This is a genomic window from Tsukamurella tyrosinosolvens (assembly GCF_900104775.1).
GTDB classification, from domain to species: Bacteria; Actinomycetota; Actinomycetes; order Mycobacteriales; family Mycobacteriaceae; genus Tsukamurella; species Tsukamurella tyrosinosolvens.
Map to the genome: position 1 here is coordinate 1,825,971 of NZ_FNSA01000003.1, position 16,559 is coordinate 1,842,529.

The 16,559-nt window shown below is 72.8% G+C and carries 14 protein-coding genes; 12 read left to right on the plus strand and 2 right to left on the minus strand.

The features are described from left to right. The first annotated feature begins 3 nt into the window (after positions 1-3). The 5 genes from BLW32_RS10275 (at position 4) to BLW32_RS10295 (ending at position 5,974) form a co-directional block, all read left to right on the plus strand. The gene (locus BLW32_RS10275) at positions 4-1,830 is read left to right on the plus strand and encodes a penicillin-binding transpeptidase domain-containing protein (protein WP_068742343.1); all 1,827 of its coding nucleotides are present in this window, start codon (positions 4-6) and stop codon (positions 1,828-1,830) included. A 171-nt stretch (positions 1,831-2,001) separates the two neighbouring features. Further along, positions 2,002-2,580: a GNAT family N-acetyltransferase gene (locus BLW32_RS10280; protein WP_068742221.1), complete on the plus strand. Its 579-nt coding sequence runs from the start codon at positions 2,002-2,004 to the stop codon at positions 2,578-2,580. A 147-nt stretch (positions 2,581-2,727) separates the two neighbouring features. After that, positions 2,728-3,606: a type I methionyl aminopeptidase gene (gene map / locus BLW32_RS10285; protein ID WP_068524945.1), complete on the plus strand. Its 879-nt coding sequence runs from the start codon at positions 2,728-2,730 to the stop codon at positions 3,604-3,606. Next, positions 3,606-5,135, plus strand: coding sequence for a cobyric acid synthase (locus BLW32_RS10290; protein ID WP_068742220.1), 1,530 nt, complete (start codon positions 3,606-3,608; stop codon positions 5,133-5,135). The genes map and BLW32_RS10290 overlap by 1 nt, the downstream gene beginning before the upstream one ends. A gap of 5 nt (positions 5,136-5,140) precedes the next feature. Continuing rightward, a complete protein-coding gene (locus BLW32_RS10295; protein ID WP_068524947.1) occupies positions 5,141-5,974 on the plus strand; it encodes an alpha/beta fold hydrolase in 834 nt (277 codons plus the stop codon). A gap of 170 nt (positions 5,975-6,144) precedes the next feature. On the opposite strand, the gene BLW32_RS10300 is transcribed toward BLW32_RS10295, so the two are convergent. Both BLW32_RS10300 and BLW32_RS10305 read right to left on the minus strand, forming a co-directional pair. Continuing rightward, on the minus strand, positions 6,145-7,554 hold the full coding sequence (locus BLW32_RS10300) for a mycothione reductase (protein WP_068742219.1): 1,410 nt from the start codon (positions 7,552-7,554) through the stop codon (positions 6,145-6,147). Position 7,555: 1 nt separating this feature from the next. After that, entirely contained in the window at positions 7,556-8,548 is a 993-nt protein-coding gene (locus tag BLW32_RS10305; protein WP_068742218.1) for an alpha/beta hydrolase, read from the minus strand. Between the two features lie 139 nt (positions 8,549-8,687). On the opposite strand from BLW32_RS10305, the gene mqo reads away from it, so the two are divergent. The 7 genes from mqo to cobA all read left to right on the plus strand — a co-directional run bounded on the left by mqo (position 8,688) and on the right by cobA (position 16,516). After that, positions 8,688-10,184 (plus strand): malate dehydrogenase (quinone), encoded by a 1,497-nt coding sequence (mqo, locus tag BLW32_RS10310; RefSeq protein ID WP_068525858.1) that lies wholly within the window; start codon positions 8,688-8,690, stop codon positions 10,182-10,184. Positions 10,185-10,188: 4 nt separating this feature from the next. Further along, positions 10,189-10,629 (plus strand): GNAT family N-acetyltransferase, encoded by a 441-nt coding sequence (locus tag BLW32_RS10315; RefSeq protein ID WP_068742217.1) that lies wholly within the window; start codon positions 10,189-10,191, stop codon positions 10,627-10,629. Further along, complete coding sequence (locus BLW32_RS10320; RefSeq protein WP_068742216.1) at positions 10,622-12,481, plus strand: VWA domain-containing protein; 1,860 nt, start codon at positions 10,622-10,624, stop codon at positions 12,479-12,481. The genes BLW32_RS10315 and BLW32_RS10320 overlap by 8 nt, the downstream gene beginning before the upstream one ends. A 104-nt stretch (positions 12,482-12,585) precedes the next feature. Further along, on the plus strand, positions 12,586-13,203 hold the full coding sequence (gene cobO, locus BLW32_RS10325) for a cob(I)yrinic acid a,c-diamide adenosyltransferase (protein ID WP_068524952.1): 618 nt from the start codon (positions 12,586-12,588) through the stop codon (positions 13,201-13,203). A 52-nt stretch (positions 13,204-13,255) separates the two neighbouring features. Continuing rightward, complete coding sequence (locus BLW32_RS10330; protein ID WP_068742215.1) at positions 13,256-14,605, plus strand: cobyrinic acid a,c-diamide synthase CobB; 1,350 nt, start codon at positions 13,256-13,258, stop codon at positions 14,603-14,605. 63 nt (positions 14,606-14,668) lie between these two features. Continuing rightward, positions 14,669-15,268 (plus strand): DUF4822 domain-containing protein, encoded by a 600-nt coding sequence (locus tag BLW32_RS10335; RefSeq protein ID WP_082791470.1) that lies wholly within the window; start codon positions 14,669-14,671, stop codon positions 15,266-15,268. Between the two features lie 30 nt (positions 15,269-15,298). Further along, a complete protein-coding gene (gene cobA / locus BLW32_RS10340; RefSeq protein ID WP_068524954.1) occupies positions 15,299-16,516 on the plus strand; it encodes a uroporphyrinogen-III C-methyltransferase in 1,218 nt (405 codons plus the stop codon). Positions 16,517-16,559 lie beyond the last annotated feature (43 nt).

Consider the following 16,559-nt stretch of genomic DNA (forward strand, 5'->3'; position numbering starts at 1 on the left):
CCGATGCGCCGCGCCGTCGTGATCGTCGCCCTCGTGGCGCTGGTCGCGACCGGCGGGTGTTCGCCGGCGAACACCAACGGCCCGGGGCCGCTCGCCGTGCGGTTCGGCGCCGCCCTCGCCGACAAGGATCTCGACGGTGCCGCCGCGCTCACCACGGCGCCGGAGACGGCGAAGAAGGCGTTGCAGTCCGCCTTCGACGGGCTGCAGGCCCGCGGCGTCCAACTCAAGGTCGGGCAGGTGCGGACCGCCGGCGCGATCAGTGAGGTCGAGTACGAGTACGTCTGGGACCTGCCGGCGGAGCAGGGGCGCTCCAGCCGTTCGTGGGACTACCGCGGCACGCTCACCGGTGTTCAGGAGAACGGGACATGGCGCGTGCGCTGGGCGCCGTCGGTGCTGCACCCGCGGCTCGGCGCGAACCAGACGATGGTGCTGCGCGCGATGCCCGCGGACAAGGCGCCGGTGAATTCGGCGTCGGGCGGCTCGGTGCTCGTGCCGGGCGTCATCACCCGGATCCGGATCGAGGCCTCCAAGATCGCCGCGCCCACGACGGTGCTCGACGTCGCGGGCCAGCTGACCCGCGCGCTGCAGCCGATCCTGCCCACCCTCGACCCGGTGCAGATCACGGAGCAGGCGACCTCGCTGAACGCGCCGTACACCGTCGCCTCGGTGAACCAGGACGACCTGCGCAAGCTCGCGGGCGACGTCACGTCCCTGCCGGGGGTCACGCTCGTCGAGCAGGCCGACCTCGTGCCCACCGACCGCACCTTCGCGCCGGCGCTCATGTCGTCGATCAAGCAGAACGTCACGGGCGACCTGGCCGGCAAGGACGGCTGGGAGGTGATCGCGCAGGCCGATACCGGTGCGCGGGTCTCCACGCTGTCGTCCACGGCGCCGCAGCCGGCCCCCGCGGTCTCGGTGAGCATCTCGCCGATCGCGCAGGCCGCGGCGCAGGCCGCCGTGAACACCCGGCGCGACCGGCAGTCGATGATGGTCGTGATCCAGCCGTCCACCGGCAACGTGCTCGCCGTCGCGCAGAACCCCGAGGCCGACAAGCTCGGCTCGCTCGCCACATCGGGCCTGTACCCGCCGGGCTCCACCGGCAAGATCGTGACCGCGACCGCCGCCATCTCCGCCGGCATCGCCACCCCCGAGACCATCGTGCCGTGCCCGGGCACGCTCACCATCGGCGAGCGCGAGGTGCCGAACTACAACCGCTTCGCCCTCGGCGACGTCTCGATGCAGCGCGCCTTCGCCCGCTCGTGCAACACGAGCTTCGCCTTCCTCGGCGCCAAGCTCAAGCCCGAGGCGCTCAACACCGCGGCCGCCGAGCTCGGCATCGGCCCCGACTACGCCATCGCCGGGCTGCCCGTCTCGTCCGGGCAGTACCCGCTGCCCAAGGCCATGGTCAACCAGGTCGAGGACAGCTTCGGCCAGGGCGAGGTGCTGGTCAGCCCGTTCGCGATGGCGCTGGCCGTCGCGTCCGTCGCGCACGGCGGCGCGGTCACCCCGCAGTTGCTGCTCGGCAAGCCCACCAAGGTCGACGGTGAGCGGCCTCCGCTCGACGCCAAGGCCGCCGACGGTGTGCGCGCCATGATGCGCGAGGTCGTCGCGTCCGGTACCGCCGAGCTGATCCGGGGCTCCGGCGACATTCTCGGCAAGACCGGTGAGGCGGAGGTCGACGGCGGCTCGCACGCCTGGTTCGTCGGCTACCGCGGCGACCTGGCCTTCGCGACCCTCGTCGTGCTCGGCGGCAGCTCCGACAACGCCGTCGCGGTCACCAAGGAGTTCTTCGACCGCTTCGACGCCCCCGTCTCCGCCGTCCCGAACTGAGCCGGCCCGAGTACGAGGGCGGCTCCCGAGCGGCGGCGACCGCCTTCCCGCGGGAGGTTTTCACTCATCATCGGGTTGCAACCCGATGATCCGTCAGAAGTCCCCGCGCGAACACGGTCAACACCCACGAACTGTTTGCGCAGCCGAAGGGAGCGCGGGACGCTCGTTCGCATGGACATCGAGTTGATGGCACCGGCCGCCGACTGGCACGACGAGTGGCTGCGCGACGTCGCGGAGTGGGGCGCCGTGACGCACCACCCGGGCTCCGGCAGCGCGCTGGCCCGCGACCTGGACCTGACGGCACCGTCGGACTTCGCGGCCTGGGTGGACCGCCTGAACGATCAGGCGATGGTCGACCGCAGCGGCGACCGCGTGCCCGCCACGAGCTGGTGGATGGTCGACGGTGACCGGTACCTCGGGGCGATCCAGCTGCGGCACGAGCTGAGCCCGATGCTCGCCGAGCTCGGCGGCCACATCGGCTATCACGTGCGGCCCTCGGCGCGACGGCAGGGCGTCGCCTCGGCGGCGCTCCGCGAGGTGGTCCGGCGTGCGGCCGGAATCGGGCTGACCGAGGTCCTCGTCACCTGCGACGAGAGCAACCTCGCCTCGCGCCGCACCGCGGCATCGGCCGGCGGCGTGCTCACGCGGATCCGCCCCGTCGACGACTTCGGCATCGGCCACGACTTCCTCGAACCCACCTGCCACTACTGGATTTCCACCGCCCCGAATCCGCCCATCCTCGTGACTTAACAGCGTTAGCGGCAGGCGTTTCCCCAGGATGCCGCCTGGGCTAACGCTGTTAAGTCGGGCCGGGGCGGTCGTGGAGGCCGGCCGGCGGCGGTGGCGGAGTCCGGGCGGGGCGCGGGGGCCGCCGTGGCCGCCGATTACGCTGAACGGATGACCCGCGCTGCACTCGTCCCCGGCACCGTCTCGCCCCGTCTGGCCGTTCCGGCGAAGATCGTGCGACCCGAGTACGTCGACAAGAAGTCGGCGAACGAGGGCAACGAGCCGTGGGTGCAGACGCCCGAGACCATCGAGAAGATGCGCGTCGCCTCGCGGATCGCCGCCGACGCCCTCCAGGCCGCGGGCGCCGAGGTGGCGCCCGGCGTCACCACCGACCACCTCGACCGGGTGGCGCACGAGTACATGCTCGACCACGGCGCCTACCCGTCGACGCTGGGCTACCGCGGCTTCCCCAAGAGCTGCTGCACGAGCCTCAACGAGGTGATCTGCCACGGCATCCCGGACTCGACGGTGATCGAGGACGGCGACATCGTCAACATCGACGTGACCGCCTACATCGACGGGGTGCACGGCGACACCAACGCCACCTTCCTCGCCGGCGACGTGTCCGAGGAGCACCGCCTCCTCGTCGAGCGCACCCGCATCGCCACCGAGCGCGCCATCAAGGCGGTCAAGCCCGGCCGCGAGCTCAACGTGGTCGGCCGCGTCATCGAGTCGTACGCGAATCGCTTCGGCTACACCGTGGTCCGCGACTTCACCGGCCACGGCATCGGCGAGACCTTCCACAACGGCCTCGTCGTGCTGCATTACGACGAGCCGAACGTGGAAACAGTGCTGGAGCCCGGCATGGTCTTCACCATCGAGCCGATGATCAACCTCGGCGGCCTGGACTACGAGATCTGGCCCGACGGTTGGACCGTCGCCACCACCGACAAGAAGTGGACGGCGCAGTTCGAGCACACGCTCGTCGTCACGGACGACGGTGCCGAGATCCTCACCCTGCCGAGCACGCCGAGCGCCCCCGCCGACTAGTGCGCGGCGCACTCCTCCTCGCCGGCGCCACCTCGGACGCCGGGAAGTCCACGGTCACGGCGGGACTGTGTCGTCTCCTGGCCCGACGGGGCGTGCGCGTCGCGCCGTTCAAGGCGCAGAACATGTCCAACAACTCGGTCGCGACCGTGGAGCCCGACGGCACCAGCGGGGAGATCGGGCGCGCGCAGGCGACCCAGGCACTCGCGTGCGGGCTGGCACCGTCGACCCGGTTCAACCCCGTCCTCCTCAAGCCCGGCAGCGACCGGCGCAGCCAGCTGATCCTGCACGGCAGGCCCGTCGGCGACGTGGGCGCCCGCGACTACGTCACCCGCCGCCAGTGGCTGCTCGACGAGGTCACCACGACCCTGCAGGGCCTGCGCGACGAGTTCGACGTCGTGCTCTGCGAGGGCGCCGGCAGCCCCGCCGAGATCAACCTGCGCGCCACCGACATCGCCAACATGGGGCTGGCCCGGGCCGCGGGCCTGCCGACGCTGATCGTCGGCGACATCGACCGCGGGGGAGTGCTCGCGCACCTTGCCGGCACCGTCGCCGTGATGCCGCCCGAGGACCAGCGCCTCGTGTACGGCTTCCTCGTCAACCGCTTCCGCGGTGACCGGTCGATCCTCGAACCCGGCCTCGAGCAGCTCGCGGACCTGACGAAACGCCCCACGCTCGGCGTGCTCCCGTACCTCACCGACCTCTGGCTCGACGCCGAGGACTCGCTCGCCGCGCTCGGGACCGACCTCGTGGGCCGCGGTGCCACCCGGCCCGACGCGATCCGCGTCGCCGCGATCGCCCTGCCGCGCGTCTCCAACACCACCGACGTCGAAGCCCTCGCGTGCGAGCCCGGCCTGACGGTCCGCTGGACCGCCCGGGCCGCCGACGTCGCCGACGCCGACCTCGTCGTGCTCCCCGGCAGCAAGAGCACCGTCGGTGATCTCGCCTGGCTGCGCGAGCGAGGCCTCGCCGACGCCCTCGTCCGCCGCGCCGCCGCCGGCGGACCGATCGTCGGCATCTGCGGCGGCTACCAGATGCTCGGCCGCACCATCACCGACGCCGCCGGTGTCGAAGCGGCCCCCGGCACGCGCGTCGACGGCCTCGGGATCCTCGATCTCGACGTCGAGTTCGCGCCCACCAAGTGCGTCCGGAACGTGTCCGGCGCCGGGCTCGGCGTGGACGCGACGGGCTACGAGATCCACCACGGCACCGTCGTCCGGAATGCGGAAGGCCCTGCGCTGCACGGCCCCGACGGGCCGGAGGGCGCGCTCACACCGAGCGTGCTCGGTACTCACTGGCACGGGCTGTTCGGGTCGGACGCCTTCCGCCGCGCGTACCTCGCCCGCACCTTCCCCGGCCGGGACCTCGGGGCGGCGATCAGCTACGACGGTGCCCGCCTCGGGCAGCTCGACGCCGTCGCCGACGCGCTCGAGGAGCACTGCGACATCGATGCGATCCTGCGCCCTTTGCATTCACCTGCCGCGTTTTCGGCGATCCTGCCGACCATCCGGATCATGAGTGACTACCGTTGACCACCATGCCGATCGATTCAGCTGACACGGTGCAGGTGCCCGCGGGCTCGTGGACCTTCGACGTGTCGGTCGGGGGGTCTGAGCACGGCGTACCCGTACTGCTGCTGCACGGATTCCCGCAGACCGAGGAGTGCTTCGACCAGGTCCGCGAACGACTCCACGAGGCGGGACTGCGCACTATCGCGCCCCGCCAGCGCGGATACAGCCCGGGCGCCCGGCCGAAGGGCGCCGATCAATACACGATGAAGCACCTCGCGGAGGACGCCGCGCGCATCCTCGACGCGCTCGAGGTGCCCTACGCGCACGTCGTGGGGCACGGCCTCGGCGCGACGGTGGCGTGGCACTTCGCCGCCGCCTACCCGCTGCGCGCGATGAGTCTTACCGCGGTGTCGTTCGGCCACCCGTCGGCGTTCGGCGACGCCATGGCGAACGATCAGGACCAGCGGCAGCGCTCGCGCTACCTGGAGCTGTTCCTGCGATCCGGAGAGGCGGAGAAGGCTCTGCTCGCCAACGATGCGCGGACGCTCCTGGCGACCGCGCCGGGCGGCGGCATCGAGGCGTTGACGGACGAGCCGACGCTCACGGCCGCCCTGAACTGGTACCGCGCGAATCTCGCGCCCGGCGGCGAGGGCCTCGACTGCCCCGTGATCGAGGTGCCCACGACGCTGGTCTGGGGCACCCGCGACGCCATCGCCGGCGCCGCGCAGGCCAAGGGCACCGCCCACTACCTCCGGGCCGATTACCGGCTCAGCGAGGTGCCCGACGGTGACCACTGGCTCCCGCTGCGCGCTCCCGCGGCCCTGGCCTCGGAGATCGCGCTGCGGACGCTCCGGAACTGACCGCGCTCCCGCGCGGCCGGTCCGGAGCGGTTCGCGTTACTTGTCGCTGCCGCAGGTGCAGCTGTCGCCGCACGAGCAGTTCTCGCAGGTGCAGTTCGGGTTGGAGCAGCCGGGGGCGAAAGAATCATGCTGAATCATGCATGTGACTGTACCCCGCGATCCGCTCGCGATCACGCGTCCTTCGCGAGCCCCAGCAGCGCGTTCTCGACCAGCTCCGGCAGCGCCGGGTGGATCCAGTACTGCCCGCGCGCGAACTCCTGCGCGGGAATGGAGAAGGACATCGCGGTGATCGCGGACTGGATCAACGCCGACGCCTGGTGCCCGACGATGTGCGCGCCCACCAGCAGCCCCGTCGACCGGTCCGCGATGAGCTTGCACACGCCCTCGGCGTCGGCCATCGCCCAGCCGTAGGCGATGTCGGCGTAGCGCTGTTCAGCGACCGCCACGTCGATGCCGCGCGAGCGTGCCTCGGTCTCCGTCAGCCCCACCGACGCCACCTGCGGGCGGGAGAACACCGCGCCCGGCACGAACCGGTGATCGGAGGTCGCGGCGGGGGAGTCCCAGCCGGAGAGGAGGTTCTCCGCGACCACGCGGGCCTCGTGGTTCGCGACGTGCCGCAGCGGGAACCGCGTGCTCACATCGCCCAGCGCCCACACGCCGCGGACCGGCGTGCGCTGATGCTCGTCGACGGGGACGCGCCCGGCACCGTCGAGCTCGATGCCGATGGCCGAGAGCGCGAGCGTGTCGCCGTTGGGCGTGCGCCCGGTCGCGACGAGCAGCACGTCGCCGGCCACCGTCGATCCGTCGGTGAGGTCCACCTCGACGCCGTCGCCGGCCGGCCGCGTCGCGGTGACCTCGGTGCCGAGCCGCACGTCCCAGCGCTGCGAGACGGCCTCGGTGAACGCCTCGGAGATGGTCTGGTCCTGTGAGCGCAGCAGTCGCTCGCCCCGCGCCACGACGGTGACCTCGGCGCCGAGGCCCGCGAAGACGTGCGCGAACTCGGCCGCGATGTAGCCGCCGCCCACGATGATCACGCGCCCGGGCAGCGCGTCGAGCCGCATGATCGTGTCGTTGGTGTGGAACGGCGCCGCACCGTCGGCGGTGAACACCGGCGGGATCACCGGGCGCGAGCCCGCGGAGATCACCACGTCGCGCCCGGAGACGACGGTGCCGTCGGCGAGCTCGAGGCGGTGCAGCCCGTCGCCGGAGGACGGCAGGAACCACGCCTCCTGCTGGAAGACGGTGACGTTGGGGCACTTGTCCACCCGGTACCGCAGGCCGCCGGCGGAGTAGCGGTCGATCCGGCCGAAGACGCGGTCGCGGATGTCGGCCCAGCGGGTGCCGACGATCTCCGCGTCGACGCCGACGGCGCCGCCCTCGCGGGCCTCGTCCGCGACGTCGGCGGGGTAGACGAACATCTTGGTCGGGATGCAGCCGACGTTGAGGCAGGTGCCGCCGAAGGCCCCGTCGAACTGGCCCTTGTCGATGATGGCGACGGTGCGGTCGTCGAACCGCTCGTCGGGGATGGTGTTGCCGGCCCCGGAGCCGATGATGACGAGATCGACGACGTGCTCGGCCATGTCAGGCCTCGATCTCGCGGGCCAGCCAGGCGCCCAGCTCGGCGTACGCGGTCTCACGGGCGTCCTTCTCGGAGAGGAAGACGTCGTGCTTGGCGTTCTCGACGGGGACCACGGTCAGCCGGCCGCCGAGGGCTCCGGACCACTTCGCGATCTGCCGGGTGTCGAGGACCACGTCCGCGCGGCCGGCCTCCTCGCTCCACTCCTTGGGAGCGAAGCTCTTCGTCGAGCGCAGCACGAGCGACGGGACGCCCACGTCCAGGCCGCGGTGCAGCAGGCTGTGCGCGACGCGGACGGCGCGCAGCCAGCCGAAGCGCACCGGGAAGCCCTCGATCGGCTTGATCCGGACGTCGAAGTCGAACTCGCCGTGCTCGTCGGTGTGGATGGTCTGGCCGTACACGCCGACCGCCTCGACGGGGACGATGCGGGTGCCCACGGCCTTGCCGATGAGCTTGACGACGGGCGTCGCGACCTCGCGCAGCACCGCGGAGCCCTGCAGGTCGAACCACGGGCTGTCGAGCACGAGACCGGCGATCGGTGCTGTGCGGCCCGCCTTGCGGCGGCGGTCGAGCCAGAGCGGCGTGATCAGGCCGCCGGTCGAGTGCGCCGCGACGACGACGCCGAGGCCCGGGTGCTCCTGCTCGATCGCCGCGACCGCGAGGTCCAGCTCGGCGTCGTAGACGGTGAAGTCCGTCGCGTAGTGCGCCGACTGCCCCTCCCGCAGCGAGCGCCCGCACTTGCGCAGGTCCAGCGCGTAGAAGGCGTAGCCGCGGTCGGCGAAGAACTCCGCCACCGCGGTCTGGAAGAAGTAGTCCGAGAAGCCGTGCACCCACAGCACCGCGTGGTGCGGGTCCTGCGGGCCGGCCACGTGCTTGACGAGCGTCGCGACGACGTCGCCGCCCGGCTCGCCGTCCGGGTCGGGGCCCAGCTCGAAGGTGTGCGCGACGAAGTCGTCGCCCAGGACGTCGGGGGAGTAGGTCAGCTCAGTGGTCGCCACGGCTTCACTGTAATGACGGTGCGCGGTCCGGTCGTACTGCAAGGTGTGCCGCGCGCCACCGGAGGGCCCCGGAGTAAGGTTCTGGCGCAGAAGGGGGCCGATGCGTGGCCCCGCCCCACGTCGAGGAGTGAACTACCAGATGGCCCGTAACGTGATCAGCACGGACGTCGCGCTCGTCGGCGCGGGAATCATGAGCGCCACGCTCGGCACCCTGCTCCGCAAGCTGGAGCCCAGCTGGTCGATCAACGTCTTCGAGTCCCTCGACGCCGCGGCCGCCGAGTCCTCCGACCCGTGGAACAACGCGGGCACAGGCCACTCGGCGCTGTGCGAGCTGAACTACACGCCGCAGGCCGCCGACGGCTCCGTCGACATCTCCAAGGCGATCACGATCAACGAGCAGTTCCAGGTCTCGCGCCAGTTCTGGGCGTACGCCGTGGACGCGGGCGTGCTCGACGAGCCGTCCGACTTCATCAACCCCATTCCGCACGCCAGCTTCGTGCACGGCGCCGACAACGTCGAGTACCTGCGCAAGCGCTACGACGCGCTGTCCGGCCAGACGCTGTTCGAGGGCATGGAGTTCTTCACCGATCCGGCCACGTTCTCCGAGCGCCTGCCGGTCATGGCCGCGGGCCGCAACTTCGGCGACCCCGTCGCCGTGAACTGGTACGAGGGCGGCACCGACGTCGACTTCGGCTCGCTGACCAAGAAGCTCATCAACTTCGTCGGCAAGGGCGGCGCCGTCCACTTCGGCACCAAGGTCACGAACCTCAAGCGCACCAAGGACGGCTGGCGCCTGACCGTCCGCAACCTGCGCACCCACGAGGTCACCCACGTGGACGCGCGGTTCGTCTTCGTCGGCGCCGGCGGCGGCGCCCTGCCGCTGCTGCAGAAGTCGGGCATCAAGGAGGCCAAGGGCTTCGGCGGCTTCCCCGTCTCGGGCCAGTTCTTCCGCTGCACCAACCCCGAGCTCATCGACCACCACGCCGCGAAGGTCTACGGCAAGGCCGCCGTCGGTGCCCCGCCGATGTCGGTGCCGCACCTCGACACCCGCGTCATCGAGGGCAACAAGGGCCTGCTGTTCGGCCCCTACGCCGGCTTCTCGCCGAAGTTCCTCAAGGCCGGCCAGTACACCGACCTGCCGCTGTCGGTGAAGCCGAACAACCTGCTCCCGATGATGGCCGTCGGCCTCAAGGAGATGGGCCTGACCAAGTACCTCATCGGCGAGCTCCTGCAGTCGCCCGCCGACCGCGTGAAGACGCTCTCCGAGTTCGTGCCCCGCGCCACCGGCGGCGACTGGGAGCTCATCACCGCCGGCCAGCGCGTCCAGGTGATCCGCAAGGGCCCCGGCGGCGGCAACCTCGAATTCGGCACCGCGGTCATCGCCGCCGACGACGAGTCGATCGCCGGCCTGCTCGGCGCCTCGCCCGGCGCCTCCACGGCCGTGCCCGCGATGCTCGACGTGCTCGGCAAGTGCTTCCCCAAGCACATGCAGGCGTGGAAGCCGTTGCTGCAGGAGATGATCCCGTCCTACGGCACCACCCTCAACGACAACAAGCAGCTCTTCGGCCAGGTCTGGGACTGGACCAACCGCACGCTGCAGCTGTCCCCGGGCGTCGGGGCCGACGCGCAGGCCTAGCGCCGTGCGCCGCGCCTCCGGAGACGAACTCGACGCGACGACCCTGTACGCGCTGCTGAAGCTGCGCGCCGAGGTCTTCATCGCCGAGCAGCAGAGCCCGTGGCTCGACGTGGACGGGCGCGACCTCGATCCGTCGACGGTGCACCTCTGGCTGTCCGACGGTGCCGCCCCCGGCGGCGCGGTCGCGACGGTGCGCATCACCGATGAGGGCCCGGGGCTGGCCGCGATCGGCCGGGTGTGCGCGGCATCGTCGCACCGCGGGCGCGGTCTGATCGGCGAACTGATGACCGCGGCGCTCGCCGAGCTCGACGGCCGGGCCTGCCTGCTCGAGGCGCAGTCGCACCTCGAGAGCATGTACGCCAAGTACGGATTCGCCCGCGAGGGCGACGAATTCATCGAGGACGGCATCCCGCACGTCCCCATGAGGAGGCCCGCCGGTGTCTGACCGCTATCCGTTCAGCGCCGTCGTCGGCCACGACGAGCTGCGGCTCGCCCTCACGCTGTGCGCCATCGCGCCCGCCGTCGGCGGCGTGCTCGTGCGCGGCGAGAAGGGCACCGCGAAGTCCACCGCCGCCCGCGCCCTCGCCCCGCTGCTGCCGCCCCGGCCCGACGGTGCGCCCGCCCGTCTCGTCGAGCTGCCCATCGGCGCCACCGAGGACCGCGTCGTCGGATCGCTGGACCTGCACCGCGCCCTCGGCGAGGGCCGGGTCGACTTCACGCCCGGCCTGCTGGCCGACGCGGACGGCGGCATCCTCTACGTCGACGAGGTCAACCTGCTGTCCGACCACCTCGTGGACGTCCTCCTCGACGCGGCCGCGATGGGGCGGGTCACCGTCGAGCGGGACGCCGTCTCGCGCTCCTACCCGGCGCGATTCGTGCTGGTCGGCACCATGAACCCCGAGGAGGGGGAGCTGCGGCCGCAGCTGTTGGACCGTTTCGGTCTGGCCGTCGACGTGTGCGCCAGCCGCGACGTGGACGCCCGCGTCGAGGTGATGCGCCGGCGCCTCGCCTTCGAGGCCGACCCCGCCGGCTTCGCCGCCGAGTACGCCGCCGCCGACGCCGAGCAGGCCCGCCGCATCGCCGAGGCCCGCGACCGGCTGCCCGCCGTCGCGCTGCCCGACGCCGAGCTGCGCCGCATCGCCGCCGTGTGCGCCGCCTTCGACGTCGACGGCATGCGCGCCGACCTCGTGATAGCCCGCGCCGCCCGCGCCCACGCCGCGTGGCGCGGCGTCGCCGAGGTCACCGAGGACGACGTCCGCGTCGCCGCGGCCCTCGCGCTGCCGCACCGCAAGCGCCGCGACCCGTTCGACGAGCCCGGGCTCGACGACGCTGAGCTCGACCGCGCGCTCGACGACGCCCGCGAGGCCGCCGACGACCCGGAACCCGACGGCCCCGACGACGGCGGGCCCGACGACGGCGGCCCCGACGGCGGGCAGCAGGCGGATCCGCCGCCGGCGCAGGACGATTCCGCCGCATCCGAGCCGGAGCCGCAGGGCGCACCGCTGCCGACCACGCGGCACCGCACGGTCAGCCGGCTGACGGTTCCCGGCACGGGGACCGGCGGGGCGACGGGCCGCCGGTCGAAGTCCCGCTCCGACCGCGGCAGCGTCGTCCGCGCCGCGCCCGCGGGCACCGGAGCCGGCCTGCACCTGGCCGCGACGCTCCGCGCCGCCGCACCGGCGCAGGCCGCCCGCGGCCGGGTCGACGGCCCGCTGCACCTCGCGCCCTCGGACCTGCGGTCCCCGATCCGCGAGGCCACCGAGGGCAACCTGGTCGTCTTCGTCGTGGACCTGTCCGGCTCGATGGCCGCGCGGGAACGCATCGCGCTGGTCGGGGAGGCCGCGGTCTCCCTGCTGCGCGACGCCTACCAGCGGCGCGACAAGGTGGCCGTGATCGGCTTCCGCGGCGCCGAGGCCACCCTGCTGGTGCCGCCGACGCGGTCCGTCGACGTGGCCGTCGCGCGGCTCGCCCGGGCCCGCACCGGCGGCCGGACGCCACTGGCGGAGGGGCTCATCGAGGCGCGCAAGCTGCTGCGCCGCGAGGACCTGCGGCCCGACGCCCGCCGCCCGCTCGTCGTGGTGCTCACCGACGGTCGCGCGACGTCCGGCCGCGATCCGCTGCCCCGCGCGCTGGCCGCGGCGGCGGGTCTGCACGCCGACGGTCGCGCGACGGTGGTCGTGGACTGCGAGACCTCGATGGTGCGGCTGGGCCTCGCGGCGAAGGTCGCGGCCGCGCTCGGCGCGCCGATGATCCCGCTCGGCGGCCTGAGCCCGCAGGATCTGGCCCGCGTCGCCTGACGTATGTTCCGAAAGTCGACTCGTGGCGGGCAGCGCGACAATATTCGTCGCCACGCCTCGCTGGAGTGAAGTTTCGTAGCGCCCCGACCCGAAGGAGTCACGTCATGCCGCAGGGCAAGGTCGAATCGGTGCCGCAGGACGGCCTGACCACCCGGCAGCGCCGCAACCAGGCGCTGCTCGCCGTGCACACCGGCCCGGGCAAGGGGAAGTCGACCGCCGCCTTCGGCATGGCCATGCGCGCGTGGAACCAGGGCTTCGACATCGGCGTCTTCCAGTTCGTCAAGAGCGCGAAGTGGAAGGTCGGCGAGGAGCAGACGATGCTCGCGCTGAACGAGCTGCACGAGCGCACCGGCGCGGGCGGTCCCGTCGAGTGGCACAAGATGGGCCAGGGCTGGTCGTGGCTGCGGCGCACCGACGACGCCGAGCAGGACCACGCCGAGGCCGCCCGCGACGGCTGGCGGGAGATCGCGCGCCGACTCAGCGTGGAGCAACACCGCTTCTACGTACTCGACGAGTTCACCTACCCCCTCAAGTGGGGCTGGATCGACGTCGACGAGGTGGTCGAGACCCTGGTGAACCGGCCCGGCAACCAGCACGTGATCATCACCGGCCGCGACGCGCCGCAGGCGCTGATGGACGCCGCCGACCTGGTCACCGAGATGACCAAGATCAAGCACCCGATGGATGCCGGCCGGAAGGGCCAGAGGGGGATCGAGTGGTGAGGGGCCGCACCCGATCCCGCGGGGCGCGGCGTCCGCGAACGCAGGTCATCGAGTGGTAGCCCCCGCGGTCGTCATCGCCGCGCCGTCGTCGGGCAGCGGCAAGACGACCATCGCGACCGGGCTCATGGGCGCTCTCGCGCGGACCGGCACCGTCGCGCCGTTCAAGGTGGGCCCCGACTACATCGACCCGGGCTATCACGCCCTCGCCACCGGCCGGCCCGGCCGCAACCTCGATGCCGTGCTGTGCGGCGAGCACCGCATCGCCCCGTTGTACCGGCACGGCGCGCGGGACGCGGACATCGCCGTCGTGGAGGGCGTGATGGGGCTGTTCGACGGGCGCATCGTCGACGGTCCCGGCGGCGCGGTCACCGAGGGCATCGGCTCCACCGCCGACGTCGCACAATCACTCGGCGCCCCGGTGGTGCTGGTCGTCGATGTGCGCGGCCACTCGCAGTCGCTCGCCGCGCTGCTCACCGGCTTCGCCACCTACCGGCCCGGCGTCGCGATCGCGGGCGTCATCCTCAACCGCGTCTCCAGCCCGCGGCACGAGCGGGTGCTGCGCGACGCGTGTGCGCACGCGGGCCTCGAGGCCGTCGGCGCGGTGCCCGGCGCCGCCGCCCTGGAGGTGCCGGCGCGGCACCTCGGCCTGATCCCCGCCGCCGAGCGCGGCGACGACGCCGTCGCCGCGGTCGCCGCGATGACGGAGCTGGTGGAACGGCACGTCGACGTCGAGCGGATCCGCGACCTGGCGAGGCCCGTCGCCGACGGGCCCGGGTGGTCACCGTCGGCCGAGGTGGCCCGCGCGGGCGGGCCGACCGTCGCCCTGGCCGGCGGCCCGGCGTTCAGCTTCGGCTACGCCGAGCACGAGGAGTTGCTGCGCGCCGCGGGCGCGCACGTCCGCCGCTTCGACCCGCTCACCGACGAGCTGCCCGACGGGACCGCGGCGGTCGTGCTGCCCGGCGGCTTCCCCGAGGTGTACGCCGAGAAGCTGTCGGGGAACGCGGCGCTGCGCGGGCAGCTGCGCACCCTGGTCGACGCCGGCGGCGCGGTGCACGCGGAGTGCGCGGGTCAGCTGTACCTCGCGGAGTCGCTCGACGGGGTCCCCATGTGCGGGATCGTGCCCGGCGCCGCGACGTTCACCCGTCGGCTCACGCTCGGCTATCGCGACGCGGTCGCCCTCGGCCCCAGCCCCCTGTTCGAGCCCGGCGAGCGAGTGACGGGGCACGAGTTCCACCGCACCGCGCTCGCGCCGGGTCCCGCGGCGGCCTGGGGTTGGCGCGACGCCGACGGTCGCGCCACGACCGACGGGTTCCTTTCGCCCACAGTGCACTCCTCGTATCTCCACGTGCATCCTGCCGGATACCCCGAGGTGGCGGAACGCCTGGTCAGAGCGGTCGCGTGAGGAGTTCGTCTCACCCTGAGCGGGGGCCTCGCGCGGGCTGAGAGCTTCCTGTACAAAAGCCTCATGCACAAGTCGATCAAGCTCGTCTCCGTCACCTTCGCCGCCGCCGCCGTGGTCGCCACCTCCGCCTGCGCCGCCGGTTCGTACGCCGCTCCCGGATCGCCCTCCTCCTCGGCCAAGCCCAGCGCCTCGGCCAAGCCGTCCGCGAAGCCCTCGACCGGCGCCTCGGCGAGCGCGTCGGCCAAGCCGTCCGCCTCGAAGCCCACCCCCGTCAAGGCCGGCACCCCGAGCGCCGTCCTCGCCTCCACCGCGTGGGAGACCACCTCCGCCAAGGACGCGAAGGGCGCCAAGGTCGCGCTGACCGACAAGAACGTCAAGAACTACGTCGGCTGGGCGTACTTCAAGAAGGACGGCACCTTCACCCTTTACAACCTCGACGACACCGCCAAGGGCAAGGGCGACTGGACCGTCTCGGCCGACGGCAAGACCCGCACCATCGTCGCCAAGAACGCCGACGGCAGCGTGCAGTACAAGCGCACCGTCGAGATCGTGACCCTCACCGAGAAGGAGTTCACGTACCGCGTGTACCCCGAGGCCTCCAACAAGGCCGTGTACTACGACATCGTGCACACCGCCACCAAGCACGCCGAGCCGCGCGCGTAGTGACGGACGCCGCTCACTAAGCTGAGCGGAATGAACAGCCACGGCGCCCCGCACGATCCCTACCTCGTCGGTCTGGATCTGCGAGGGCGCCGTGTCGTCGTCGTGGGGGCCGGCACCGTCGTGCAGCGTCGGTTGCCGGTCCTCCTCGCCGCCGGAGCGGACGTCCACGTCATCGCGCCCGAGGCCACGCCCGCCGTCGAGTCCACGCCCGGCGTCGTCTGGCACCGCCGCGAGTACGCCTCCGGCGACCTCCTCGGCGCCTGGTACGTCCTGGCCGCCACGAACGATCCCGCGGTGAACGCCGCCGTCGTCGCCGAGGCCGAGGTGCAGCGCACCTTCTGCGTCCGCGCCGACCTCGCCCGTGAGGGCACGGCCGTCACGCCCGCCACCGTCGCCACCGGCGGCCTGCAGGTGGGCGTCCTCGCCTCCGGGGATCACCGACGGTCCGCCGCCGTCCGCGACAGCCTCCGTGCCGTCCTGACGGGCGACGAGGCCGCCCGGCCCACCCACAAGCCCGAGGGGGTGGCCCTCGTCGGCGGGGGACCGGGCGACCCGGACCTCATCACCGTGCGCGGGCGGGCCCTGCTCGGTCTGGCCGACGTGGTCGTCGCGGACCGGCTCGCCCCGCCCCGGCTGCTCGCCGAGCTCGCCCCCCACGTCGAGGTGATCGACGCCGCGAAGGTGCCCTACGGGCGGGCGATGGCCCAACAGGCCATCAACCAGGTGCTCATCGACCGCGCCCGCGAGGGCAAGTTCGTCGTCCGCCTCAAGGGCGGCGACCCCTACGTCTTCGGCCGCGGATTCGAGGAGCTCGAGGCGCTGGCCGCCGAGGGCATCTCCGTCACTGTCGTCCCGGGCATCACCAGCTCGATCGCCGCGCCCTCGGCGGCCGGCATCCCCGTCACCCACCGCGGCGTGACGCACGAGTTCGTCGTCGTCTCCGGGCACGTCGCCCCGGGCCACCCCGACAGCCTCGTCGACTGGGACGCGCTCGGCCGGCTGCGCGGCACCGTCGTGGTCCTGATGGCCGTGGAGCGGCTCGCCGCCATCGCCGACGCGCTGATCGCCGGCGGCCGGCCCGCCGAGACGCCCGCCGCGGTCGTCGAGAACGCGACGACGGGCGGGCAGCGCACCGTCCGCGGCACGCTCGCCACCATCGCGGCGGACGCGGCCGCCGCCGACGTCGTGCCGCCCGCCGTGCTCGTCGTGGGCGCGACGGCCGGATTCACGGCCGCCCTCGGCGGCTGACCCGCACCCGGGGTGTGGGTTTCGCGCGTGTCGGCGAAATGTG